Here is a 24215-nt window from a genome sequence, read left to right on the forward strand (position 1 = left end):
ACCAACCGGGCAATTCCATGGGGGAATGGAAGTTTGCAGATCCACCCAATGTCGCGGTGCTATCGGACAAGAGTATATTCAAATCTGACGATTGGATCGCATACGTCGTGCATGAAGCTGACGACGACGACATCTACAACGAAGAAGGTGGCAGCTGGCAGTTTCACAGCAGCGACACTCGAGATCGGAACGAACGTGAGATAATGCTCGTCGGCCTGCAGGAGGTGGTTCGGCGGGATGAAAGCATCTTGGCGTTGGCCGATTTGCCGAAAGGTTGGCATGCTTGGCGCAGCTCCAAATCGTCACCTTGGCAGCGCGCCAAATCACTCCCCGTGCCGTCCAACGATAACGAGTGATACTGCAGGATCTTAAGTCGAACCTTGCGCCAGTTCGCCGTTCTCCGGAACGGATGGGTTGTCCCCTTGCTTCGGCTCCTTGATCCGGAACCACGTCACATAAAGCGCCGGCAGGAACAGCAGCGTGATCGCCGTGCCGGCGATGATGCCGCCCATCATGGCATAGGCCATCGGTCCCCAGAACACCTCGCGCGCGATCGGGATCAGCGCCAGGCTGGCGGCGGCGGCGGTCAGCGCGATCGGCCGCATGCGGTGCTCGGTGGCCTCGATCACGGCGGCCCAGCGTTCCTTGCCTTCGGCGACAAGATCCTCGATCTGCACGATCAGGATGACCGAGTTGCGGATCAGGATGCCGATCAGCGCCAGCACGCCGAGGATGGCGACGAAGCCGAGCGGCGCGCCGCTCGGCACCAGTGCCGCCACCACGCCGATCAGCCCGAGCGGCGCCACCGCCACCACCAGGAACAGGCGCTGGAAGCTCTGCAACTGCACCATCAGGATGGTCGCCATCACGAACAGCATCAGCGGCACGACGGCGGCGATCGGCCCCTGGCTCTTGGCGCTTTCCTCGACGGAGCCGGCGGTCTCGACCGAATAGCCGGGCGGCAGCTTGGTGATGAAGGCGTCGACCGACGGTCTCAGCTCGTTGACGACGGTCGCCGGCAGCACGTCGCCAACCAGGCCGGCGCGCACGGTGATGGTCGGGATGCGGTCACGCCGCCACACCGTCGGCTGCTCCAGATCGTAGCGGAAATTGGCAACCGCCGCGAGCGGGATAGCCTCGCCATTGCCCGTCGGCAGCTGGATGTTCTGCAGCGTCTCGATCGAGCCGCGCTCGGCCCCGCGCGAACGGGCCACGACATTGATCAGGTAGGTCGCGTCACGCACCTGGGTGATCGTCGATCCGCCCACCGTGCTGTTCAGCGTGCTGGCGATGTCGGAGGAGGTGATGCCGAGCTGGCGCGCCTTGTCCTGCAGCACATCGACCCTCAGCACGCGCTGTGGTTCGTTCCAGTCGAAGGTGGGTGCGGCAAGTTTCGGATTGGCCGAGATGATGCCGGCAAACTGTTGCGCCAGTTCCCGCACCGTCTGGATGTCAGGGCCGCCGACGCGATATTGCACCGGACGCCCGACCGGTGGCCCAAGCTCGAGCGGCTTGACGAAGGCGTCGGTGCCGACAAACTCCGCGCGCAGCAGCTTCTCGAGCGCCGGCTTCACCCGGTTGCGCGCCTCGATGCTCTTGGTGACGATCACGGTCTGGCCGAAATAGGGATTGGCGGGCTGCACGTCATAGGCCAGCACGAAGCGCACCGCGCCCTGGCCGATATAGGAGGAGAAGTGGTCGATGTCGGGATTGCCGACCAGCGCCCGCTGTTCGAAGCGCTCCATCTGGTCGCGCGTCTCGGTGATCGAGGAGTTCTGCGGCAGGTTCCAGTCGACGATCAGCTCCGGCCGGTCGGAAGGCGGGAAGAACTGTTGCTGGACGAGCCCGAAGCCGGCGATCGAGCCAGCGAACAGGAGCACGGTCACGATGATCGTCAGCCAGTGATGGCGAACCGAGCCAACAAGCACGCGCCGGAACAGCGACGTGAAGCGGCCCGGCTGGTCGTGATGCTTCTCCTTCATCGTCGCCGGCAGGATGGTGACGCCAAGCAGCGGCGCGAACAGCACCGCCACGATCCATGACACCAAGAGCGACACCGCGATGACGACGAACAGCGTGAAGGTGTATTCGCCTGCCGCGCTCGAGTTGAGGCCGATCGGGATGAAGCCCGCGACCGTCACAAGCGTGCCGGTCAGCATCGGAAAAGCGGTCGAGGTGTAGACATAGGTCGCCGCCTTGCGCAGGGTGTCGCCAACCTCCAGCCGGGCCACCATCATTTCGACCGCGATCATCGCGTCGTCGACCAGCAGCCCGAGCGCAATGATCAGCGCGCCGAGCGAAATGCGCTGCAGCGATATGCCCAGATACTCCATGACGGTGAAGGTGATGGCCAGCACCAGCGGGATCGACAGCGCGACGACGAAGCCGGCCCGCATGCCGAGGCTGATGAAAGAGACGGCAAGCACGATCGCCACCGCCTCGAACAGCGCGCGCGTGAAGCCCGAGACCGCTTCCTCGACGATGACAGGCTGGTCGGCGACCAGATGCACGCCGACGCCGATCGGCAGGTCGGCCAGCACCTTGTTCATCTCCTCATGCAGCGCTTCGCCGAACTTGAGCAGATTGGCGTTGGGCTTCATGCCGATGGCAAGCCCGATCGCATCCTGGCCGTTGAAGCGGAACAGGGCTGTCGGGGGGTCGGCATAACCGCGCGTGATCGTCGCCACGTCGCTCAGCCGGAAGAACCGGTCGTTGACGCGCAGATTGATGGCGCGCAGGCTCTCCTCGGAGGCGAACTGGCCGCCGACGCGCACGCTGATGCGCTCCGGCCCGGACTGGATGACGCCGGACGGCGTGATCGCGTTCTGCGCTTGCAGGCTGGCCACGATTTGCTGCTGGTTGAGGCCAAGCGCGGCGATCTGGCGGGTCGAGAATTCGAGATAGATCGCCTCGTCCTGCGCACCGACCAGATCGACCTTGCCGGCATTGGGCACGGTCAGGATCTTGGTTCGCACATCCTCCACATAGTCGCGCAATTGGCGTGGCGTCAGCCCGTCGGCGGTGAAGGCATAGATGTTGCCGTAGACGTCACCGAAGCGGTCGTTGAAGAACGGTCCCTGCACGCCTTGCGGAAACTGCGCCTTGATGTCGTTGACCATGTTGCGCACCTGAAGCCAGTTCGGCGCGACGTCGCGCGCCTTGGTGGTGTCCTTCAGGTTGACGAAGATGACAGTCTGGCCGGCTGTCGTCACCGACTTGGTGTAGTCGAGGCTGTCGAGTTCCTCGAGCTTTTTCTCGATGCGATCGGTCACCTGCTGCACGGTCTCCTTGACCGAAGCGCCCGGCCAGTTGGCCTGGATGATCATCGTCTTGATGGTGAAGTTGGGATCTTCCTCGCGGCCGAGATTGAGGTAGGAGAAGATGCCGGCCACCACGAAGACCAGCATGAAATACCAGACCAGCGAGCGGTGGTTGAGCGCCCAGTCGGAGAGGTTGAAGCCCTTCATGAGGCCCCTCCCTCGAGCACTTTCACTTTCTGGCCGTCGACGAGGCTGTGAACGCCGGCGGTGACGACGCGCATGCCGGCGTCCAGTCCATCCGCCACGGTAAAGGTGCCGCCATTCTTCGACGCGACCTTGATGTCGTGCGCGCTCACGCTCGACGTCTTTGGATCGACGATCCACACTTTTTCGGAGCCGTTCTTTTCTAGCAGCGCCGAAATGGGCAGTTCGATCGTCGGCACGACCTTGGTCATCCGGGTCGCCGTCACCGTCGAGCCGAGCCTGAAGGCTTGCGGCGGATCGGTGAGCGTCAGCTTGACGCGCCGTGTGCGGGTCGAGCCCTCGGATTGGGGGGCGATCTCGCGCAGCTTGGCCTCGGTCTGGATCGTCGGCAGCGACTGCAGGATGACCTGGAACGGCGTGCCGGCCGAAAGATCGCCGGTCAACCGGTCGGGAATGTCGACCACTGCCTCGCGCAGGTCCGAACGCGCCACGGTGACGATGGTCTGCCCGGGCGAAACCGTCTGGCCAACTTCGGCGCCGACGGCGGTGACGACGCCGTCGAAATCAGAAAACAGCCTGGCATAACCGAGCTGCTCCTGCGATTTCGCCAGCGAAGCCTTGGCCCGCTCGACACTGGCTTCCGCGGCTTTGCGTGCCTGCTGCGCTGCGTCGAAGACCGACTGCGGCGTATTGGCAGAGGTCAGCAACTGGCGCTGGCGTTCCTCGCTGGCGGCGGCATTGGCGAATTGCGCCTCGGCATTGGAGAGTTCGGCCTTGGCAGCCTGGACTGCCAGCTCCAGCGCGGTTGGGTCGAGTGCGGCGATCGTCGTGCCCTTGCTGACGGTGTCGCCGACCTTGACGTCGCGCGAGACGACGCGGCCGAGCAGGCGGAAGGCAAGATCGGCGCTGACCTGTGGCTCGACCGAGCCGGCGAAACCGAAAGTCTGCGTGGTGCGCGGCTCGACCACGACCGACAGCACCGGTCGGACGATTTGCGGCGGTTTTTCGTCCGATTTCGAACAGGCGGAAAGCGCGGCAAGGCCAAGCAGGACGGGTAGCAGCCGCTTCATTGCCCTGCTCCCGATATCTCGACCGTCTGGCCGGGGCTGAGCAATTGCCCGCCTGATGTAACGACGCTCTGGCCTTCGTTCAGGCCCTCGGCGATGACGACGGTACCCGAATCGAACGCCAGTACCTCGACCGGCGCCGCCGTCACCGCCTTGGTCGCGGGATCGACGATCCAGACCGCCGGCTTACCAGCGCTCGATGTCAAGGCCTGCCAGGGCAACAGGATCGCCTTCGCCGGCTTGGCGCCGACCGAGCCGATGACGGCCGCCCCCAGCGGCATCCCGGCCGGCGTGTCGGGAATGGCGACCTTGACCCTGATCGAGCCCGAAGCCGGGTCGACTGCCGGCGAGATTTCGCGCACCTTGCCCGTCGCGCGGACCTGCGGGTCGGACAACAGCGTGATCGTTACCGCCGGTGAAGCCGGCGTTTTGGCGACCAGCGTCTCCTGCACGTTGAACACCGCGTCGCGGTCGCCGTCCTCGGCGACGGTGAAGACGGTCTGCGCCGCCTGCACCACCTGGCCGGTTTCGACCTGGCGTGCGGTAATAACGCCTGCCGCACCGGCCTTGAGTTCGGTGAAGGACAGATTCTGCTGGGCATTGGCGAATGCGCTCCGCGCGGCGTCGACGCTGCCTTGCGCGACTTTCAGCGCCTGGTCGGCCGCGTCATAATCGCGCCTGGTGGTGAAGCCCTGGGCAAGCAGCGTCTTTTGCCGCTCGAACGTGGCCGCGGCCTGTGTCAATTGTGCCTGCGCGGCATCGAGATCGGCCTGCGCGGAGCGCAAATCGGACTCCTGCTCCTGCGGATCGATACGCGCAAGCACCGTCCCCTGATCGATATGCTGGCCGACATCGACAAGCCGCTCCGCGACGCGTCCGCCAACCCGGAACGAAAGATTGTTCAACGTACGCGCCGCGATCACCCCGGTCAGCGAGGTTCTCGGCGCATAATCGGCCATCGCCACCGTTTCGGTGCGCACCATGACCGGCAGCTTCTTTTCCGCCGCCTCCTGCTTCTGGCAACCGGCGAGCAGCGCCAGGGCCGTGCAGGCGAGAATCGAAGCGGCTGGACAAGACAAAAGGTTGGGAGTTTTAGCGGATGGCGGCGAGACGGACGATGTCGCGTTGCTGCTCATGGCTCCCCTCGGCCGCGCGCCGGTCGCTGATCGCGATCCCCTCGCGGATATCAGAAGATAATCGATCCCGGAAAAAAGGAAACCGGCCTCGTACGCCTATCGCCGGACTGGTTAAGGCAGGCCCAATCGACCCTGTGATGGTGCCGACTTGAGGAAAATCTGAAATAAGGTCAGAAGGGAATTCAACGGCATCAAACAGAACGGGCCCCATCTCGATGAGGGATGACCCGGTGAGGGATATCATGAAGAACTCCGCCATTTCCGAACGCAAGAACCAGTCGATTTCGCGCGGCGTCGGCATGACCACGCAGATCTATGCCGACCGGGCCGAGAACTCGGAGATCTGGGATGTCGAGGGCCGCCGCTATATCGACTTCTCCTCGGGCATCGCCGTCGTCAATACCGGCCATCGCCATCCCAGGGTGATCGAGGCGGTCAAGGCGCAGCTCGACCGTTTCACCCACACCTGCCACCAGGTCGTGCCTTATGAGAGCTATGTGCGGCTGGCCGAACGGTTGAACGCCATGCTGCCCGGCAAGTTCGAGAAGAAGACCATCTTCGTCACCACCGGCGCCGAGGCGGTGGAGAACGCCATCAAGATCGCTCGCAACGCCACCGGCCGCCAGGCCGTCATCGCCTTCGGCGGCGGCTTCCATGGCCGCACCTTCATGGGCATGGCGCTGACCGGCAAGGTCGTGCCCTACAAGGTTGGCTTCGGAGCCATGCCGGGCGACGTCTACCACGTGCCGTTCCCCGTGCAACTGCATGGTGTCTCGGTCGCCGATTCGCTTGCCGCGCTCGACAAGCTGTTCAAGGCGGATGTCGATCCGGCCCGCGTCGCCGCGATCATCATCGAGCCGGTTCAGGGCGAGGGCGGCTTCTACGACGCGCCGCGTGAACTGCTGACGGCGCTGCGCAAGCTCTGCGACCAGCACGGCATGCTGTTGATCGCCGACGAAGTGCAGACCGGCTTTGCCCGCACCGGCAAGATGTTCGCCATGGACCATCACGAGGTGGCCGCCGACATCACCACCATGGCCAAGAGCCTGGCTGGCGGCTTCCCGCTGTCGGCCGTCACCGGCCGCGCCGAGATCATGGACGCGCCCAGCCCCGGTGGACTGGGCGGCACCTATGGCGGCAGCCCGATCGGCGTCGCCGCCGCGCACGCCGTGCTCGATGTGATCGAGGACGAAAAGCTCTGCGATCGCGCCAACACGCTGGGTGCGCGGTTGAAGCAGCGTCTGCAGTCGATCCGTGACGACGTGCCCGAGATTGTCGACATCAGGGGTTTGGGCTTCATGAACGCGGTGGAGTTCAACGACGTCAAGAAGGGCCTGCCGTCGGCCGAGATCGCCAACGCGATCCGCCTGAAAGCGCTCGACAAGGGCCTGATCCTGCTGACCTGCGGCGTCTACGGCAACGTCATCCGCTTCCTGGCGCCGATCACCATCCAGGACGAGGTCATGAACGAAGCGCTCGACATTCTGGAAAGCTCGATCCGCGAGGTCTGCGCCGCCTGAACGGCGCTTACCTTCTCCCTGTCACTACACGGGGAGAAGGTGCCGGCAGGCGGATGAGGGGCGGCGCGGACGTCTGAATTGACTCCTGTCGCCAATACCGCCTCGTCTCGGCCAGCAGATTGTGCCTATTTGACCTGCGCTCGTTTTCGCAGTGCTTCGAAATCGCCATCATCAACCGAGGGACCCGGTTCGGATGACGCGCCCTCAAGGAGCAGATGCAGAAGCCGTTGACGGTCTTGATCGCGGCGGATCAACTCACCGAAATATTCGCTCGTCACGGGCTGGCTCCATGTTCTGGAATGTCGCCAGTGCCGCCTTCAGCCCGTCCGGGCCTGCGGCCACCATCTGCGGCGTTGGCGAAAAACCGGCACTGAGCATCTTGCGGCCAAGCATGTGGTCGCCGGGGCGGTTGACGGATTCGATGCCGAGCAGCCGGTCACCGGCATAGTGGTAGATCGAGAATTTGTTGTCGCGCAGGTCGCCGAGCACGACATGGCTGTCGCCGCCGGCGGTCAGGCCTACCATTTGCAGCTTCATGTCGCCAATGTCGGACCAGAACCATGGCACCGCTGAATAGGCGTCGGTGTGACCGGTAATTGTCCGGGCGGCGAGCCGCGCCTGGTCGGTGGCGTTCTGCACCGATTCCAGCCTGACATCGCCGCCGGTGAACCAGTGCCGATACGAGGCGGCGTCGCCGATGGCCAGAATCTCCGGCACCGAACTGCGCATCTGATGATCGACGCGGATGCCGTTGGCGACAGCAAGGCCCGCGGCTTGCGCCAGTTCGACATTCGGCACGGCGCCGATGCCGACCACGACCATGCGCGCCGGCAGCCTTTCGCCAGACGAGGTGATCGCGGCCGTGACCTTGCCGTCTTCGCCTTCGAGCCTTGAGATCGAGGTTCCGGTCAGGATGCGCACGCCGGTCGCTTCCAGCCTTTGCCGGACATGGCTCGCCACCACCGGCGCCACGGCGCGGCCGAGCAGCCGGTCGACTGCTTCAACAACCGTCACGGTGCGACCGGCCGCCCGCAGCGTCGCGGCGATTTCCAGCCCGATAAAGCCGCCGCCGAGGATGACGATATCTTCGCTCTCAGCGCTCAGCTCCCGGATCAGCCGCGCGTCGGCCAGCGAGCGTAGCGACACCACGCCCGATAGATCGGAGCCTGGCAGCGGCAGGGCGCGCGGGCGCGATCCGGTCGCCAGGATCAGATTGTCGAAGGCAAGTGCGCCGCCGCCGGCAATGTCGAGACCGTGGCGGCCGGCATCGATGCGCTCGATCCGGATCCCAGGCCGGTAGTCGATGGCGCTGCCGGTGTAGAAGGCCTCGCCCCGAAGCGGTTGAGGCTTGGCTTCGGCATCCTTGATGAAGGTCTTCGAGAGCGGCGGCTTGTGGTAGGGCAGTTCGTTCTCGTCGCCGACCAGGATCACCGGGCCATCATAGCCATCCTCGCGCAGACTGGCGGCCGCCTGCACGCCCGCATGACCCGCACCGACAATTACCACGCCGTTCTTCATCGCATTCCGATCCCGATCGATCCTAGGACGTCTCGCCAAGGGGCAATTGTCTGACGCCGCCGCAAGAGAGGGTTTGCGGGTCGCACCCGGGACGGCGACTGTCAATCGTACAGTTCGGCCGCAAAGCCGATGCAGCGGGCGCGTAAAGTTGACCATCGTAGTTTAGAATAATTCTAAACTATTGTTTCAATTGGCTTTTCCAGTAATTTTCATTGACTTCCATCGCACTCGAAGCTTTAAGGAAGCCGCGCATTGGCGCATCCCTTTGATGTCTGGGCCTTGAACCCGTTCGATTGGAGGCATTTTGGTGTCTTTTTTCCCTGAGCCGCGCGATCGCGCGGCATGTCTTGCGCCCAACGGCATGAATGTGGCCTGGCGCGGGTTGGCGCGTGCGCCGCTTAGAAAATTTCCGAGGAACTGGAGAGCGATAATGACAGCACGATATGGCGGCAGGCTGGCGGCGATCGGCGCCACGGCGCTGCTGACGGCAGCGGTGTTCGTGCTGCCTGCCAAGGCGGAAACCGATGCCAAGGCGGTCATCAAGACCTATGCCGACATCGGGCTTGCCAAATATGAGGATTCGCTGACCACGGCGCAGGCGCTCGACAAGGCGGTCGACGCGCTGCTTGCCAACCCGTCGGCGGAAACGCTCAATGCCGCCCGCGACGCCTGGAAGGCATCGCGCGTGCCCTACCAGCAGACCGAGGTCTACCGCTTCGGCAACAAGATCGTCGATGACTGGGAAGGTGAGGTGAATTCCTGGCCGCTGGACGAAGGCCTGATCGACTATGTCGCCAAGAGCTACGGCACCGAGTCGGACGCGAATTCGCTCTATACGGCCAATGTGATCGCCAACAAGGAGATCGAGATCAACGGCAAGCAGGTCGATGCCTCGAAGCTTTCGCCGGAATTCCTCTCCGGCACGCTGCAGCAGGCCGGCGGCGTCGAGGCCAACGTCGCCACTGGCTATCACGCCATCGAATTCCTGCTCTGGGGCCAGGACCTGCACGGCACCGGTCCGGGCGCCGGCGAGCGTCCCTATACGGATTACGACCTGAAGAACTGCACCGGAGGCAATTGCGACCGTCGCGCAGAGTACCTGAAGTCGGCGACCGGCCTTCTGGTCTCGGACCTCCAGAAGATGGTCAACGACTGGAAGGAAGACGGTGCGGCGCGCAAGAACCTGGTCGATGGCGAGCCGAACACCGCCATCTCGGTGATCTTCACCGGCATGGGTTCGCTCTCCTACGGCGAACTGGCCGGCGAGCGCATGAAGCTCGGCCTGCTGCTGCACGATCCGGAAGAGGAGCATGACTGCTTCTCCGACAACACCTACAACTCTCATCTCTATGATGCCGTCGGCATCCGCGCCGCCTATCTCGCCAGCTACACGCGCCTGGACGGCACCTTCGTTTCGGGTCCGTCGGTGCACGACATGGTGAAAGCGGCCGATCCGGCAATCGACAAGGAGCTGTCCGACAAGCTCGATGTCACCGTCGCCAAGATGGAAGCGATCAAGGCGCGAGCCGAGGCCGGCGAGGCCTACGACCAGCAGATCGCCGAGGGCAATACCGCGGGCAATGCCACCGTTCAGGCGGCAATCGACACATTGATCGACCAGACCAAGTCGATCGAACGCGCCGTTGGCGTGCTGAAGCTCAATGCCATCGCCTTCGAAGGCTCCGACAGCCTCGACGCACCCGACAAGGTGTTCAAGTAAGCCTGCCACCCCCAGCCAAACGGCGCCGCACGGGCGCCGTCAGCCAGAGCGACGAAATGCTGATCTGCCATTGCAACATCATCACCGAGAAGGAGATCGAGCAGACGATCATCGGCCTGCTGGATCAGGATCCCTGGCAGCTCATCGTGCCGGCAAAGGTCTATCACGCCATGCACAAACGTGGCCGCTGTTGCGGCTGCTTCCCAAATGTGGTCGAAACGATCATTCGGGTCACCGAGAACTACCACGCCCGCTCGCAGGCGAGCGGCGTGGACATCGTTTCACATCTGGATCGCGTCAGGGGCCTGCGCGTCCAATACGGGAGCAGAGCCAATGAAAGGCGAACCACAGATCATCGAGCGGCTTAACGAGGCTCTTTTTCTGGAGCTCGGCGCCGTCAACCAGTATTGGGTGCATTTCCGTCTGCTCGAGGATTGGGGATACGCCAAGCTGGCCAAGAAGGAGCGGGCGGAATCGATCGAGGAGATGCACCACGCCGACAAGCTGGTCGCCCGCATCATCTTCCTTGAAGGCCACCCCAACCTGCAGTCCCTGGCGCCGCTGCGCATCGGCCAGAACGTCAAGGAAGTACTCGAATCCGACCTTGCCGGTGAGTATGACGCGCGCACTGCTTACAAGCGCTCGCGCGAAATCTGCGAGGAAGCGGGCGACTACGTGACGATGAAACTGTTCGAGGAACTGCTGACCGATGAGGAAAGCCATATCGACTTCCTCGAGACGCAGCTCGACCTGCTGGCCTCGATCGGCGAGGAAAAATACGGCCAGCTCAACGCCGCATCGGCGGACGAGGCGGACTAAGGATATGCGGGAATGCGGCGCCTCTTAGACTTCCCGCGCCGCTTGCGGCGGGCAAAAGCCACGCTGCCCCTCCGGAAAACACCAGCCATATCGGCTGGTCGGCGCGGCATCATTGTCATGCTGGCGCTGACATCCTCCGCCATCGCCGGCGACCTTCAACCCGCCGGCCTCGCCACTTCGCGCACCGACCTCAATGCCAAGGATCAGGCGCGCGTCACCGCCGTCAGCAGGCCGACCACGGATTTCTCCAAACCCGAGCCCTTCGAACTGATGCAAGGTGGCGCCGGCACCTCGCTGAAGGACGTCAGCCGTGATTCCTTCTCGCAATCGTCAGTCAACCTCACCTTCGAGGAAGAAGGCACCTTCAAGCTCGGCAACGCGCTTTTCCGCAAGAATTGGGTGTCGTCGCCATCCTCGACGCAGGCCTCGGACGGACTCGGGCCCCTGTTCAACGAACGGGCCTGCCAGAACTGCCATCTGAAGGATGGCCGTGGCGGGCCGCCACAAGGCGATGCCGGCACCACCTCGATGTTCCTGCGGCTGGCGCGCGACGCAAGCAGCGCGGAAGAGAAGGCGGCGCTTGCCGACCACAGGCTGCTCAATCTCCCGGACCCGGTCTATGGCACGCAGTTGCAGGAACTAGCCGTCCCTGGCCTCAAGGGCGAGGGCAGCATGCGTGTCGACTATCAGGAACGTAAGGTGGAGCTGACGGACGGCACCGTCATTTCCCTGCGCAAACCCACCTACGCGGTAGACGATCTTGGCTATGGGCCGCTCGATCCGCGCACCACGCTGTCGCCGCGCCTGACGCCGCCGATGATCGGCCTTGGCCTGATCGAACAGATCGCGCCGGCGGACATTCTGGCCCATGCCGACCCGGACGACAGGGACGGCGATGGCATCTCCGGCAAGCCGAACATAGTGCGTGATGGCCTGAGCGGTGAACTGACGCTTGGCCGCTTCGGCTGGAAGGCGCAGGCCGCGTCGATCCGCCGGCAGGCCGCGGACGCCTTTGCCGGCGACATCGGCATCTCGACACCCGAGGAGCCGAAACACTGGGGGGATTGCACCGCCGCGCAGGAGAAATGCCTCGCCATGCCCAACGGCGTGCAGGCGCGCCTCGGCCCGGCCGAGGCGCCGGCGCCGGTGATGGATCTCGTCACCTTCTATTCGCGGAACCTGGCGGTGCCGGCGCGGCGCGATCTCGCCTCGCCCGATGTGCTCGCCGGCAAGAAGGTCTTTTACGAAATCGGCTGCGTTGCCTGCCACACGCCGAAATTCGTCACCCGTCGCGATGCGCCCGACAGGGCGCAGGCGTTCCAGCTGATCTGGCCTTATTCCGATTTCCTGCTGCACGACATGGGGCCGGACCTTGCCGACGGCCAGACCGTGGGCGAGGCGACAGGCAATGAGTGGCGCACCCCGCCGCTATGGGGGATCGGCCTCACCGAAACGGTCAACGGCAATTCCTTCTATCTGCACGACGGCCGTGCGCGGTCTTTGGTCGAGGCTATCCTGTGGCATGGTGGCGAGGCGCAAAAGGCGCGCGACCGCTTTGCCGCCGCAAACGCCACCGAGCGCGATGCGCTGGTCAAATTCCTGGAGTCACTGTGATGCTGAAGCGTTTCGCGCTGGTTCTCGTTCTTCCGCTGGTTCTACTGGCCGCATTGCCCGCATCGGCCGCGGTCAAAGCCTCGGACGTCGTCCAGCGCGCGATCGACGGTTTTGTCCGCCCGGCCTATGCCGATCTGCACCAGCATACGGAAGCCCTCGCCAAGGCGATGCACAAGCTCTGCGAGGCGCCCTCGCAAGGGGAGCTTGATGCGGCGCGCGCGGCGTTCTCGGCTACCGTCTATGCCTGGTCATCGGCCGAGATCATCGGTTTCGGGCCGATCAAGGAGAACAACAGGGCGGAGCGCATGCTGTTCTGGCCGGACCGCAAGAGCATCGGTCTGAAACAGGTGCAGGCGGCGCTGTCGGGCAAGGATCCCACCGCCACCGATCCTGCGCAGCTTGCCGACAAGAGCGTTGCCATGCAGGGGCTCGGCGCGCTGGAATTCGTGCTTTACGGCGACGGCGCCGATGCCTTGACGGGCAAGGACGAACCCTATCGCTGCGCTTATGGCGCGTCCGTTGCAGGCAACATCGAAACCATCGCCGCCGATGTCAGCGCGGCCTGGAGCAAGCCGGACGGCTTCGCGGCACTCTGGGCCAATCCGGGGCCGCGGAATGCGCTCTATCGCGATGGCAACGAAACGGTCACCGAACTGGTCGGCGTCTTCATCAACGAGCTGGAAATGGTCCGGGATGTCCGCCTCAAAGGCTTTCTGGGCGCTACGCCCGACGCCGACAAGCCAAAACAGGCGATCTACTGGCGTTCGCAAAACACCGCCAATGCGCTGGCTGGAAATCTGGCCGGCATCGATGCGCTGTTTCAGGTGTCGAAGCTTGGCGACGCGCTGCCGCCGGATGCGCGTTGGATGGCGGAATCGATCCACATCCAGCTGGTCAACGGCGTTGCGGCTGCCAAGGCCGTCCAAGGCCCGATCGACAGGGCGCTCGCCGATCCGGCGCTGCGCGAAAAACTCGAGCATCTCGTCCTGATCACCTCCAGCCTGTCGACCCTGATCGGCACCAGGCTGACCGCCGAATTCGGCCTGACCGCCGGCTTCTCGTCGCTGGATGGGGACTGAGCATGAAGAGATTGCTCATCGATCGCCGCGATTTCCTCAGGGCCGCCGGCATCGGCTTTGCCGCCGCGGTGACGCCCTCAGCCTGGGCAACCACGCTTGCTGCGGATGCCGTCTTTGCCACCGCCTTCGTCAAGCGCGATGGCAGTTTTGGCGCCGCCGTCCTGTCCGAGGCCGGCAAGGTGCTGCATGCGATCGACCTGCCCGATCGCGGCCACGACGTCACCTTCGATCCCGCATCGAGGCGTTCGGTGGTTTTCGCCCGCCAGCCCGGCACCTTCGCCGTCGTGTTCGATCACACCGGGCGCGACGCTCCGCTGACCATCGCCAGCATCGCCGGCCGGCATTTCTTCGGCCATGGCGTGTTCTCGCCCGACGGCGCGTTGCTCTACGCCACCGAGAACGATTTCGACAACGCGGCCGGCGTGGTCGGCGTCTATGACGCGCGGGCGAAATTCAATCGCATCGGCGAATTCCCCACCTACGGCATGGGTCCGCACGAACTTCTGCTCTTGGGCGACGGCAGGACGATCGCGGTCGCCAATGGCGGCATCGAGACCCATCCCGACTATGGCCGCGCCGAGCTCAACATCGCCACCATGAAACCGTCCTATGTGCTGGTCGACCGCGTCACCGGGGATCTGATCGAAAAACATGAATTGCCGGCTGCTTTGCACCAGCTGTCGATCCGCCACATGGATGCAGACCGGTCCGGCACCGTCTGGTTCGGTTGCCAGTACCGGGGGCCGGGCACCGATCGTCCGTTGCTGGTCGGCCGCGCCGCGCGTGGCAAGGATCTGGCTTTGCTCGACATGCCGCAGACTTTGCTATCCGGCTTCCGCAACTATATCGGCTCGGTCGCCGCCAATCCTGTTGCCGGTACCGTTGCCGTATCCTCGCCGGAGGGCAATTCGCTGGTCGTCATCGATGCGGGCAGCGGCGGGGTCGTCTCCTCCAATACGCTGGTCGAGGTCTGCGGCGTGGCCCCTGACGGGGCCGGGTTCATGGCCACAACGGGCGCCGGCGAGATCATCGAGGACAGTGGTGCCACGCGGTCGGAACCGGACTATGTCTGGGACAATCACATGCTGCGCATAGAGCAGGCGGCATAAGCTCTTCTGCCAGCCCAAACCGAAGCCGCTTAACAAATTGTGCACTATACCCTTGCGGTTGCGCGCTGTGGCGGGCACAGGGAATTGTTTCTAGGAACCGGTCGTTTCATGAAGGTACTCGCCATCGACTGTGCCGCCAGCCTCTGCGCCGCCTGCGTCTACGACGCGGCGGGCGGGCAGGAACTCGGCCGTTCGGTTCTTGATCTGGGCAAAGGCCATGCCGAGCACCTGATGGCCGTCATTGCAGGGGCGTTGAGGGCCGGCGCGACCGACTACGCCGGCCTTGGCGCCATCGCCGTCTCGGTCGGCCCCGGTTCCTTCACCGGCCTGCGTGTCGGCGTGTCGACCGCGCGCGGCCTGGCGCTGGCGCTCAAGGTGCCGGCAATCGGGGTAACGACGCTCGAGGCGCTGGCCGCCGAGGCGGCAACCGCATTTCCAGGTCGTGCCGTGGTGGCGGCGCTCGATGCCGGACGGGAGGAAATCCATGCCGCTCTCTACGATGAAATGTCAGTTTTGACTTACGGTCCGGCCGTGGCCACGCTTGCGAATGCGGCGGCCATGGCATCGGAACGTTCCGCGGTGCTTGCCGGCACGGCCGCGGCGCCGATCGCTGAAGCGGCCGGCCGCGCGTTCGACATCGGGCCTCGGACGGCCACCGCCGACATTCTCACCTACGCCCGGCTGGCTGCCGCGAAGGGGCAGGGCGAAAGGCCGAAACCGCTTTATCTGCGCGGTGCCGATGCCAAGCCACAGGCCGGGTTTATACTTTCGAGGCAAAGACCATGATCCCGAAAAGTGGAAGCCGGTTTTCGCGGACAAACGGCCCCGTTTGTCCAGAGGTCATGGTCAGACGAGAAAACGAGAGTTAATGCGCATACCTTTTCTTCAATCGCGTCGCCGGGACTACGCGCTCGAGCCGCTCAGGATCACCGACAGCCCCGCTATATCGGTGCTGCACCGCGAGGATTTTGTCCGCCCATGGACCGACGGTGAGTTCGCCGCCTTGCTCGAACAGGACACCGTGTTCGGTTATGCCGCCCGCGAAACCGGGCAGGGCGCCAAGCCGCCTGTTGGCTTCGTCCTCGCCCGGCTGGCCGCTGGCGAAGGCGAAATCCTGACCGTCGCGGTGGCGCGGTCGCATCGCCGCCAGGGATTGGGCTGGCAGTTGATGGACGCCGTGCTGCGCGAACTGCATTCGCAACGCGCCGAGGCCCTGTTCCTCGAGGTCGACGAGACCAACGCCGCCGCGATCGCCCTCTATCGTCGGCTGGGTTTTCGGGAAGTCGGCAAGCGCCCGGATTACTACAAGTCGCCCGATCGCCGGCCGACAGGCGCGCTTGTCATGCGCCGCGATCTTCGCTAGCGAGGGATCGGGTAGGGCCAGGACAGATGATCGGAAAAATCAGGATTTTCCTGGCGCTGGGCCTCGTCGTCGCCGGGTCGCTGGTTTTCGTGCCGCTGCAGATCCTGTCGATGAAAACCGGCTGGTGGCCGGAAACCGTCATCCTCAAGATCTGGCATAGGCTGATCATCCGGGCGCTCGGCATGCGTATTCATGTCAAGGGGACGCTCTCCGACAAACGCCCCTTGCTGGTTGCCTCCAACCACATCTCCTGGACCGACATCATGGTGCTGGGCTCTTTTGCCGATGTGAAATTCATCGCCCGGGCCGACATGGAAGGCTGGCCGCTGATCGGCATGCTGTCGAAGCTGCAGCGCACCGTCTTCATCGAGCGTGAGCGCAAGCGCTCCTCGGGCGATCAGGCCAGCGAGATCGCCAGCCGCATGGCCAAGGGCGACGCCATGGTGCTGTTCGCGGAGGGGTCGACCGGTGACGGCAATATCGTCCTGCCTTTCAAGAGCACGCTGTTCGGCGCGGCCTCGATGGCGATCTCGGAAGGTGCCGCGCAGGAAGTGTTCATCCAGCCGGTGGCGATCGTCTACACGCGCCTGCACGGCGTGCCGCTTGGCCGCCGCCACCGCCCGATCGCGGCCTGGATCGGCGACGAGGACCTGATGCCGCATCTCAAGGTGCTGATGGCCGAGGGCGCGCTCGACGTCGAGGTGCATTTCGGCGAACCGATCGCCTTTGCCAAGGGCTCCAACCGCAAGGAAACGGCCAAATTGATGGAAGGCCGGGTGCGCGAGATGATGCAGGCGGCGCTCGCCGATCCGCTCCCGAGCCGTTAGCCGCCGGCAGGCGCCAGCCTGCGCATGCCGAGAATCGTCTGTTTTTTGTCACGGAAAGGCGTTAGAAGCCGCCGGATGGACTTGAACACGATTGAAAGCGACGACATCGGCACTGTGGCCGGACAGCCGGCGGTGCGCGCCACGGCAGAGAAGAAGGTCTTCATCAAGACCTATGGCTGCCAGATGAACGTCTATGATTCACAGCGCATGACCGACGCGCTGGCCGCCGACGGCTATACCCCGACCGATGCCATCGGCGAAGCCGATCTGGTGCTGCTCAACACCTGCCATATCAGGGAAAAAGCCGCCGAAAAGGTCTATTCCGAACTCGGCCGCATCCGCGACATGAAGGCCGAACGCGCCGGTGCCGGCCGCGAGATGCTGATCGGCGTCGCCGGCTGCGTGGCGCAGGCCGAGGGCGCCGAGATCATCCGCCGGTCGCCGGCCGTCGACCTGGTCATCGGTCCGCAGACCTATCACCGTCTGCCCGATGTGCTGGCGCGGGTGCGCGGCGGCGAGAAGATCGTCGAGACCGAATACGCCATTGAGGACAAGTTCGAACATCTGCCGCAGCCGAAGCGCGCCGAGTTGATCAAGCGCGGCGTCACCGCCTTCCTCACCGTCCAGGAAGGCTGCGACAAGTTCTGCACCTTCTGCGTCGTGCCCTATACGAGAGGCTCGGAAGTGTCGCGGCCGGTGGCGCAGATCGTCGCGGAGGCCGAGCGCCTGGCCGAGGCCGGGGTGCGCGAGGTGACGCTGCTCGGCCAGAACGTCAACGCCTGGCATGGCGAGGGCGATAATGGCGCGGAATGGGGTCTCGGCCGCCTGCTGTTCCGGCTGGCCGAAGTCCCCGGCCTGGCGCGGTTGCGCTACACCACCAGCCATCCGCGCGACATGGACAACGAATTGATCGCGGCGCACCGCGACCTGCCGTCGCTGATGCCCTATCTGCATCTGCCGGTGCAATCGGGCTCAAACCGCATTCTGAAGGCGATGAACCGCAGGCATACTGCCAAGGATTATCTGGCGCTGCTCGACCGCATCCGCGCCGCGCGCCCCGATATCGCGCTGTCGGGCGACTTCATCGTCGGTTTCCCCGGCGAGACGGAGGCCGATTTCGAGGCGACCATGGAACTGGTGCGCCAGGTGGGCTACGCCTCGGCCTTCTCGTTCAAATATTCGCCGCGTCCCGGCACGCCGGGGGCCGACATGCCTGACCACGTGCCGGAAACGGTCAAGGACGAGCGCTTGCAGCGCCTGCAGGCATTGCTGCTGAAACAACAGCAGGATTTCGGCTCGAGCCTGGTCGGCAGCACCATCGATACGCTGATCGAGAAGCCCGGCCGTCAGGCCGGCCAGAAGGTCGGCCGCTCGCCTTGGCTGCAGCCGGTTATTGTTGATGAAAAGGCCGGCGAAATCGGTGACATTATCAAGGTGCGAATCACGAAGACGGGCTACAACAGCCTGTTCGCCGAATTGGCCTGATGGTCTCGGCAGATGAGGAGAGACGGTTGAGCGCAGCGGAGCTGAAGAATCTGCCCCCGGTACCGGCATCCGGGGCTTCTGACATGGCGCACATCGTTCTGACTTTCGACAACAACAAGCTTGCCAGCGCCCTTTACGGCCAGTTCGACGAAAACCTCGCCCGGCTCGAGCAGAAGCTCGGCGTCGATATCCGTTCGCGCGGCAACCAGCTGACCATCAAAGGATCGGCGTCCGCCGCCGAACAGGCGCGCCGTGCCTTGGACAATCTCTACGGCATCCTGCAGAAAGGCGTCGATATCGGCCAGTCCGATGTTGACGGTGCCGTTCGCATGGCTATCGCCGCCGACGACCAGCTCACACTGCCGACACTGGAGCGCAAGGGCAAGGTTTCCGCCGCCCAGATCGCCACCCGCAAGAAGACGATCTATGCCCGTTCGCTCAACCAGGACGCCTATATGCGGGCGCTGGAGCGTTCGGAGCTGGTGTTCGGCATCGGTCCGGCCGGCACCGGCAAGACCTACCTGGCGGTGGCGCATGCGGCGATGCTGCTCGAGCGTGGCATGGTCGAGCGCATCATCCTGTCGCGGCCGGCAGTCGAAGCCGGCGAACGACTGGGCTTCCTGCCGGGCGATATGAAGGAGAAGGTCGATCCGTATCTGCGTCCGCTCTACGACGCGCTCTACGACATGATGCCGGCCGACAAGGTCGAGCGCGCCATTGCGGCCGAAGTGATCGAGATCGCGCCGCTAGCCTTCATGCGCGGCCGCACGCTGGCGCATGCCGCGGTGATCCTCGACGAGGCGCAGAACACCACGCCGATGCAGATGAAGATGTTTCTCACCCGTCTCGGCGAGAATTCGCGCATGATCGTCACCGGCGATCCGACCCAGATCGATCTTCCTCCGAGCACCAAATCGGGCCTGGTCGAGGCTTTGCGTGTCCTTGACGGTGTTGCAGGCGCGGTAACCGTGCGCTTCAACGATGTCGACGTCGTTCGCCATCCGCTGGTGGCTGAAATCGTCAGGGCCTATGACCGGGACGCCAAGCTGGCGCGCGGCCTTGGCGCCGAGAATTGATGTGACGATGCGGCCTCATGCCTGAGGACAACACATCCGGCGGCGGGAGCCTTCCGGTTCCCGTCGAGATCGATATATCGATTGAAGCGGGCGGCTGGCCCGATGAAGCAAGCCTGACGCGGCTGGTCGATCGCGCGGTTGATGCCGCCTTTGCCGAGATCGGTGTGACGGGCCATTCCGAACTCAGCATTGTTTTTTCCGACGATGCCCATATCCGTACCTTGAATGCGGACTGGCGCGGCAAGGACAAGCCCACCAACGTCTTGTCTTTCCCGGCTTTTCCGCATGTGAATGGTGGCCCACTGCCGCCGATGCTCGGCGACATCGTGCTTGCCGCCGAAACCGTGGCGCGCGAAGCGGCACTGGAAGACAAGCCGCTGGAGAACCATATCTGCCATCTCGTCATCCATGGCCTGCTGCACCTCATGGGCCATGATCACGAGACCGACGCCGAGGCCGAGGAGATGGAAGCCATCGAGCGCGACGCGCTTGCAAGGCTTGCCATTCCCGATCCCTACGCGTAACTAAAAAAGACCAATTGACCGGACGACGATGAACGACAAACCAGAGACTGCCGCCCGCCCCGACGCCGGCAGTGCGACCAAGGCTTCCGATACGTCGGAAGAGGGATCAAGTCCGAGTACCATCACTGGCAGCGCCGCCATCGAGCCGTCGCCTGCCGGTCCCTCCCTGTTCAACCGCGTGCTGGGCCTGTTCCGGCAACGCAATGGCACCAGCCTGCGCGAGGAGATCGCCGGCGCGCTCGCCGAGACGACGAGCGATGTCGAATCCTTCTCGCCTGGCGAGCGCGCCATGCTCAACAACATCCTGCGCCTGCGCGAAGTGCGCGTCGAGGACGTCATGGTTCCGCGCGCCGATATCGAGGCGGTCGAGATCGCCACGACGCTTGGTGACTTGCTTGGCATGTTCGAACAATCCGGCCATTCCCGCATGCCGGTCTATTCCGAGACGCTCGACGACCCGCGCGGCATGGTCCATATCCGAGACGTGCTGGCCCATATCACCAAGCTGGCGCGCGTCAGGAAAGGCCGCACGAGCCGCAAAACGCCCGTCGCCACGGTTCTTGATCTTGCCCAGGTCGACCTCGCGCGCACCATCGGCGAGCTCAATCTGATCCGCCAGGTCCTGTTCGTGCCGCCGTCGATGCTTGCTTCCGACTTGATGGGCCGCATGCAGACGACGCGCACGCAAATGGCCCTGGTCATCGATGAATATGGTGGCACGGACGGCCTCGTCTCGCTCGAGGACATCGTCGAGATGGTGGTCGGCGACATCGAGGACGAGCACGACGACGATGAGCCGATGATCACCCAGACCGGCGACGGCGTGTTCATCGTCGACGGCAAGGCCGAGATCGACGAGGTCGCCAAGATGATCGGCGAGGATTTCGCCGCGGGTGAACATGGCGAATATGTCGACACCATTGGCGGCATGATCTTCAACACGCTCGGCCGCGTGCCGGCGCGTGGCGAGGTGGTGCAGGCCATCCCTGGCTTCGAGTTCCATGTGCTCGATGCCGATCCGCGCCGCGTCAAGCGCGTGCGCATCGTGCAGAGCCAGAAGGGCGAGCGCCGCCGGCGCGCCACGGCGCGCACCGAACAGGCCTGAAAAGCTGCCGCGCAATGACAATCGAGGATCCGTTCAAGCATCCGGTCCTCGGTCTGGCGTGTTCTACCGCGACCCGCGTGCGGCGCTGGATTGGCTCGAAGAGGCCTTCGGCTTCGAGCCCAGCATGGTGGTCCGCGATACCGGCGGGAAACTGATCCATGCCGAGATGCGGTTCGGGGATGGTTGTATCATCGTCGATTCTGAATGGGCCGATCATCTCGCGAGCCCCGCATCGGTCGGTGGCAAGAACACGCAGTCGGTCTATATCAGGCTGAAAGACGGCCTCGATGCGCATTGCGAGCAGGCCCGCGCGGCCGGTGCCGCCATAATCCAGGAACCGGCGGACCAGTTCTACGGCGAACGCCAGTATCGGGCGCGCGATCCCGAAGGCCATATCTGGACGTTCACGCAGCCAATCCGTTCTGTTTCCCGTGAAGAGGCCGAGCGCCTGGGTGGCTTGCGCATCGAGGGTTGGCACCGGTAGAGCCATGGTCGGTCATGCGGCCGGCGTTTGGAGTGCAGGCCGCGGCCTGATAAATCTTGGCTCCTGATTCGCGCGACTCGGAAGTATTCATGGTGCGCCTTGCCGGCCGGATAATTCTGCTCTGGGGCTGGCGCCGCGCGCTGGTGGCCTTTCTCGCCGGAGCGCTGGCGGTGCTGGGCCAGGCGCCTTACGATTTCTTCGCCGCCTGTTTCATTTCGTTTCCGGTGCTGGTCTGGCTGCTCGACGGCGCGACCGGCGAAGCCTCCGGCAGCCTGGTCCGGCGCCTGCGGCCGGCTTTCGCCGTCGGCTGGTGGTTTGGCTTCGGTTATTTCCTCGCCGGCCTCTGGTGGATCGGCTCGGCGCTGCTGGTCGAGGCCGACGATTTTGCCTGGGCGCTTCCCTTCGCCGTGGTCGGCATTCCTTTCGCGCTCGCATTTTTCTATGGCTTCGCAACGATGGTCGCCCGGCTCCTGTGGAGCAGCGATATCGGCCGTATCGCTGCCCTTGCCTTCGGTTTTGCGCTGGCGGAGTGGCTGCGCGGCTTCCTGTTCACCGGATTTCCCTGGAATGCCATCGGCTACGCGGCGATGCCGGTCCCCCTTTTGATGCAAAGCGTCTCGGTGACCGGCATGATCGGCATGAACGCGCTCGCGGTTTTCCTTTTCGCACTGCCGGCGCTGCTGGCGGCGCGCCGGCATCTTCGGCTGGGCGCCGCCCTGTTTGTCCTGCTCGTCGCCGCCCATGCCGGCTTTGGCTATGTCAGGATCGCGGCCCCCGAAAAGCCGGCGGCGCGCAGTCTCGATGTCCGTATCGTCCAGCCGGCCGTCGACCTGTCGGAAAAGTGGGATGCCTCGGTGCGTGACCGCATCTTCGCCACCTTGCTGGGCCTGTCTTCCAAGGCGCCGGATCCAGGTCACGAAAGACCGCAACTGATTCTCTGGCCGGAAACCTCGGTGCCGTTCCTTTTCACCGAGCGCCCCGATGCCTTGACGGCGCTGGGCGACATGCTGGGCGACGGCCAGATGCTGATCGCTGGCGTCGTGCGCGAAGAGGGCGGCTCGGCGGCAAGCCCCGACAGCCGCTACTACAACTCCGTCGTGGCGATCAACGACAAGGGCGAGATCGCCGATGCCGTGGACAAGGTTCATCTGGTGCCGTTCGGCGAGTACCTGCCTTTTGCCGACCTGCTCGGCCGTTTCGGCATCGAACAGCTCGTCGCTGGGCCGATGACGTTCACGGCTGGCAACGAGCGTCATCCCATCACGCTGCCGGGTGGCATTCGTGCCCTGCCATTTATCTGTTATGAGGTGATCTTTCCCGATCTGGTGGCAGTTGACGCAACGTCAGCGCAGCTTATTGTGAACGTTACCAATGATGCATGGTTCGGCGACACGCCGGGACCGTATCAGCATTTCAGGCAGGCCCAGATTCGCGCGGTGGAGAACGGATTGCCCCTGTTGCGTGCTGCCAACAACGGCATCTCGGCCTTTGTCGACCCCCGTGGCCGCGTCGTCGATGCGCTGGCCATCGACGCGCGCGGGGCCATCGATGTGAAGGTTCCTGTTTCCGAACAGACGGTGATTTCGTCCCGTCAGCGGCGCATTAACGGAACGCTGATCATGTTGCTGTTTGCGCTGGGAGGGGTGCTGTTGAACGTAAGGCAAAGGCTACGGGTGAATTGACAGTTGGCACATTAGAAACTCATACTGTACCGCCTGAAAATTTCTCGAAGCCGGTGGATCGTTCTGTTGGGGCAGTCGCCTCCGGTTTTCTTTGGGCAGGAAAAAAATCACAAAGCCGAAAAAATTCGGCGAGGAAAAAATGACAGAAGAAAACAAGAAGAAACCGAATCCCATCGACATCCACGTTGGAAGCCGGGTCCGGCTTCGCCGCAATATGCTCGGAATGAGCCAGGAAAAGCTGGGCGAGAATCTCGGCATCACGTTTCAACAAATCCAGAAATATGAAAAGGGCACCAATCGCGTCGGCGCCAGCCGTCTGCAGGCGATAGCCTCCATACTCGGTGTGCCCGTCGCCTTCTTTTTCGAGGATGCGCCGGGCCAGGAGCTGACGGCCAACCGTGGTTTTGCCGAGGATAGCTCGATGGCTTTCGCCGTCGAATTCTGCGGCAGTCCCGAAGGGCTTCAGCTCAACCGGGCCTTTGTCAAGATCGCCGACGTCAAGGTGCGCCGCAGGATCATAGACCTGGTGAAATCGCTCGCCGAGGACGATCTCGACTGATCCGCGATGCGCTTCGCACCGGCGGCGTGCGCCGCCGGTGGCACAAGATATCGTCTCCGACATT

At 63.9% G+C, this 24215-nt stretch carries 22 protein-coding genes and 1 pseudogene; 18 read left to right on the forward strand and 5 right to left on the reverse strand.

Annotated elements, in window-relative coordinates:
• The first annotated feature begins 17 nt into the window (after positions 1-17).
• Positions 18-356, forward strand: a complete 339-nt coding sequence (locus tag EN851_RS26305) for a hypothetical protein (RefSeq protein WP_135882892.1) — start codon at positions 18-20, stop codon at positions 354-356.
• A gap of 12 nt (positions 357-368) precedes the next feature.
• Here the strand turns inward: EN851_RS26305 and EN851_RS26310 are convergent, their stop codons facing one another.
• The 4 genes from EN851_RS26310 to EN851_RS26325 are packed head-to-tail and all read right to left on the reverse strand — an operon-like array spanning position 369 to position 5911.
• Positions 369-3467: an efflux RND transporter permease subunit gene (locus EN851_RS26310; RefSeq protein WP_135882891.1), complete on the reverse strand. Its 3099-nt coding sequence runs from the start codon at positions 3465-3467 to the stop codon at positions 369-371.
• Entirely contained in the window at positions 3464-4534 is a 1071-nt protein-coding gene (locus tag EN851_RS26315) for an efflux RND transporter periplasmic adaptor subunit (RefSeq protein WP_135882890.1), read from the reverse strand. Before EN851_RS26315 ends, EN851_RS26310 begins: the two co-directional genes overlap by 4 nt.
• Positions 4531-5667 (reverse strand): efflux RND transporter periplasmic adaptor subunit, encoded by a 1137-nt coding sequence (locus tag EN851_RS26320; RefSeq protein ID WP_135882889.1) that lies wholly within the window; start codon positions 5665-5667, stop codon positions 4531-4533. Before EN851_RS26320 ends, EN851_RS26315 begins: the two co-directional genes overlap by 4 nt.
• Positions 5624-5911 (reverse strand): hypothetical protein, encoded by a 288-nt coding sequence (locus EN851_RS26325; RefSeq protein ID WP_135930308.1) that lies wholly within the window; start codon positions 5909-5911, stop codon positions 5624-5626. Before EN851_RS26325 ends, EN851_RS26320 begins: the two co-directional genes overlap by 44 nt.
• On the opposite strand from EN851_RS26325, the gene EN851_RS26330 reads away from it, so the two are divergent.
• Entirely contained in the window at positions 5910-7187 is a 1278-nt protein-coding gene (locus EN851_RS26330) for a 4-aminobutyrate--2-oxoglutarate transaminase (protein ID WP_127870729.1), read from the forward strand. The genes EN851_RS26325 and EN851_RS26330 overlap by 2 nt on opposite strands.
• 255 nt (positions 7188-7442) lie before the next feature.
• Here EN851_RS26330 and EN851_RS26340 read toward each other — a convergent pair whose 3' ends face one another.
• Complete coding sequence (locus EN851_RS26340) at positions 7443-8705, reverse strand: FAD-dependent oxidoreductase (RefSeq protein ID WP_135882887.1); 1263 nt, start codon at positions 8703-8705, stop codon at positions 7443-7445.
• Between the two features lie 430 nt (positions 8706-9135).
• On the opposite strand from EN851_RS26340, the gene EN851_RS26345 reads away from it, so the two are divergent.
• From EN851_RS26345 to EN851_RS26420, 16 genes and pseudogenes are all read left to right on the forward strand, one after another.
• On the forward strand, positions 9136-10425 hold the full coding sequence (locus tag EN851_RS26345) for an imelysin family protein (protein WP_135882886.1): 1290 nt from the start codon (positions 9136-9138) through the stop codon (positions 10423-10425).
• Between the two features lie 56 nt (positions 10426-10481).
• Positions 10482-10793, forward strand: a complete 312-nt coding sequence (locus tag EN851_RS26350) for a (2Fe-2S)-binding protein (protein ID WP_135882885.1) — start codon at positions 10482-10484, stop codon at positions 10791-10793.
• Positions 10759-11244 carry a bacterioferritin gene (gene bfr, locus EN851_RS26355; RefSeq protein WP_127870732.1) on the forward strand — a complete coding sequence of 162 codons (486 nt, stop codon included), beginning with the start codon at positions 10759-10761 and terminating at the stop codon, positions 11242-11244. The genes EN851_RS26350 and bfr overlap by 35 nt, the downstream gene beginning before the upstream one ends.
• A 12-nt stretch (positions 11245-11256) precedes the next feature.
• Positions 11257-12858 (forward strand): di-heme oxidoredictase family protein, encoded by a 1602-nt coding sequence (locus tag EN851_RS26360; RefSeq protein WP_135882884.1) that lies wholly within the window; start codon positions 11257-11259, stop codon positions 12856-12858.
• On the forward strand, positions 12858-13937 hold the full coding sequence (locus EN851_RS26365) for an imelysin family protein (RefSeq protein WP_135882883.1): 1080 nt from the start codon (positions 12858-12860) through the stop codon (positions 13935-13937). Before EN851_RS26360 ends, EN851_RS26365 begins: the two co-directional genes overlap by 1 nt.
• Positions 13938-13939: 2 nt before the next feature.
• Positions 13940-15046, forward strand: coding sequence for a DUF1513 domain-containing protein (locus EN851_RS26370; RefSeq protein WP_135930309.1), 1107 nt, complete (start codon positions 13940-13942; stop codon positions 15044-15046).
• Positions 15047-15154: 108 nt separating this feature from the next.
• A complete protein-coding gene (tsaB, locus tag EN851_RS26375) occupies positions 15155-15832 on the forward strand; it encodes a tRNA (adenosine(37)-N6)-threonylcarbamoyltransferase complex dimerization subunit type 1 TsaB (RefSeq protein ID WP_135930310.1) in 678 nt (225 codons plus the stop codon).
• Positions 15833-15914: 82 nt separating this feature from the next.
• The gene (gene rimI, locus EN851_RS26380) at positions 15915-16409 is read left to right on the forward strand and encodes a ribosomal protein S18-alanine N-acetyltransferase (protein ID WP_127280630.1); all 495 of its coding nucleotides are present in this window, start codon (positions 15915-15917) and stop codon (positions 16407-16409) included.
• Positions 16410-16435: 26 nt separating this feature from the next.
• Positions 16436-17236, forward strand: a complete 801-nt coding sequence (locus tag EN851_RS26385; protein ID WP_127280631.1) for a 1-acyl-sn-glycerol-3-phosphate acyltransferase — start codon at positions 16436-16438, stop codon at positions 17234-17236.
• A 75-nt stretch (positions 17237-17311) separates the two neighbouring features.
• Positions 17312-18721, forward strand: a complete 1410-nt coding sequence (gene miaB / locus EN851_RS26390; protein ID WP_135930311.1) for a tRNA (N6-isopentenyl adenosine(37)-C2)-methylthiotransferase MiaB — start codon at positions 17312-17314, stop codon at positions 18719-18721.
• Between the two features lie 83 nt (positions 18722-18804).
• Positions 18805-19797 carry a PhoH family protein gene (locus tag EN851_RS26395; RefSeq protein WP_224536181.1) on the forward strand — a complete coding sequence of 331 codons (993 nt, stop codon included), beginning with the start codon at positions 18805-18807 and terminating at the stop codon, positions 19795-19797.
• A 17-nt stretch (positions 19798-19814) separates the two neighbouring features.
• Entirely contained in the window at positions 19815-20321 is a 507-nt protein-coding gene (gene ybeY, locus EN851_RS26400) for an rRNA maturation RNase YbeY (protein WP_135930312.1), read from the forward strand.
• Positions 20322-20349: 28 nt separating this feature from the next.
• Entirely contained in the window at positions 20350-21426 is a 1077-nt protein-coding gene (locus EN851_RS26405) for a hemolysin family protein (RefSeq protein ID WP_127279026.1), read from the forward strand.
• A gap of 14 nt (positions 21427-21440) precedes the next feature.
• Positions 21441-21910: pseudogene (locus EN851_RS26410) on the forward strand (VOC family protein).
• Between the two features lie 89 nt (positions 21911-21999).
• Positions 22000-23592: an apolipoprotein N-acyltransferase gene (gene lnt / locus EN851_RS26415; RefSeq protein ID WP_135930313.1), complete on the forward strand. Its 1593-nt coding sequence runs from the start codon at positions 22000-22002 to the stop codon at positions 23590-23592.
• A gap of 139 nt (positions 23593-23731) precedes the next feature.
• Positions 23732-24151 carry a helix-turn-helix transcriptional regulator gene (locus tag EN851_RS26420; protein WP_127279029.1) on the forward strand — a complete coding sequence of 140 codons (420 nt, stop codon included), beginning with the start codon at positions 23732-23734 and terminating at the stop codon, positions 24149-24151.
• The last annotated feature ends 64 nt before the right edge of the window (positions 24152-24215 follow it).

Origin of the sequence: Mesorhizobium sp. M8A.F.Ca.ET.208.01.1.1 (assembly GCF_004791315.1) — a bacterium.
Lineage (GTDB): Bacteria > Pseudomonadota > Alphaproteobacteria > Rhizobiales > Rhizobiaceae > Mesorhizobium.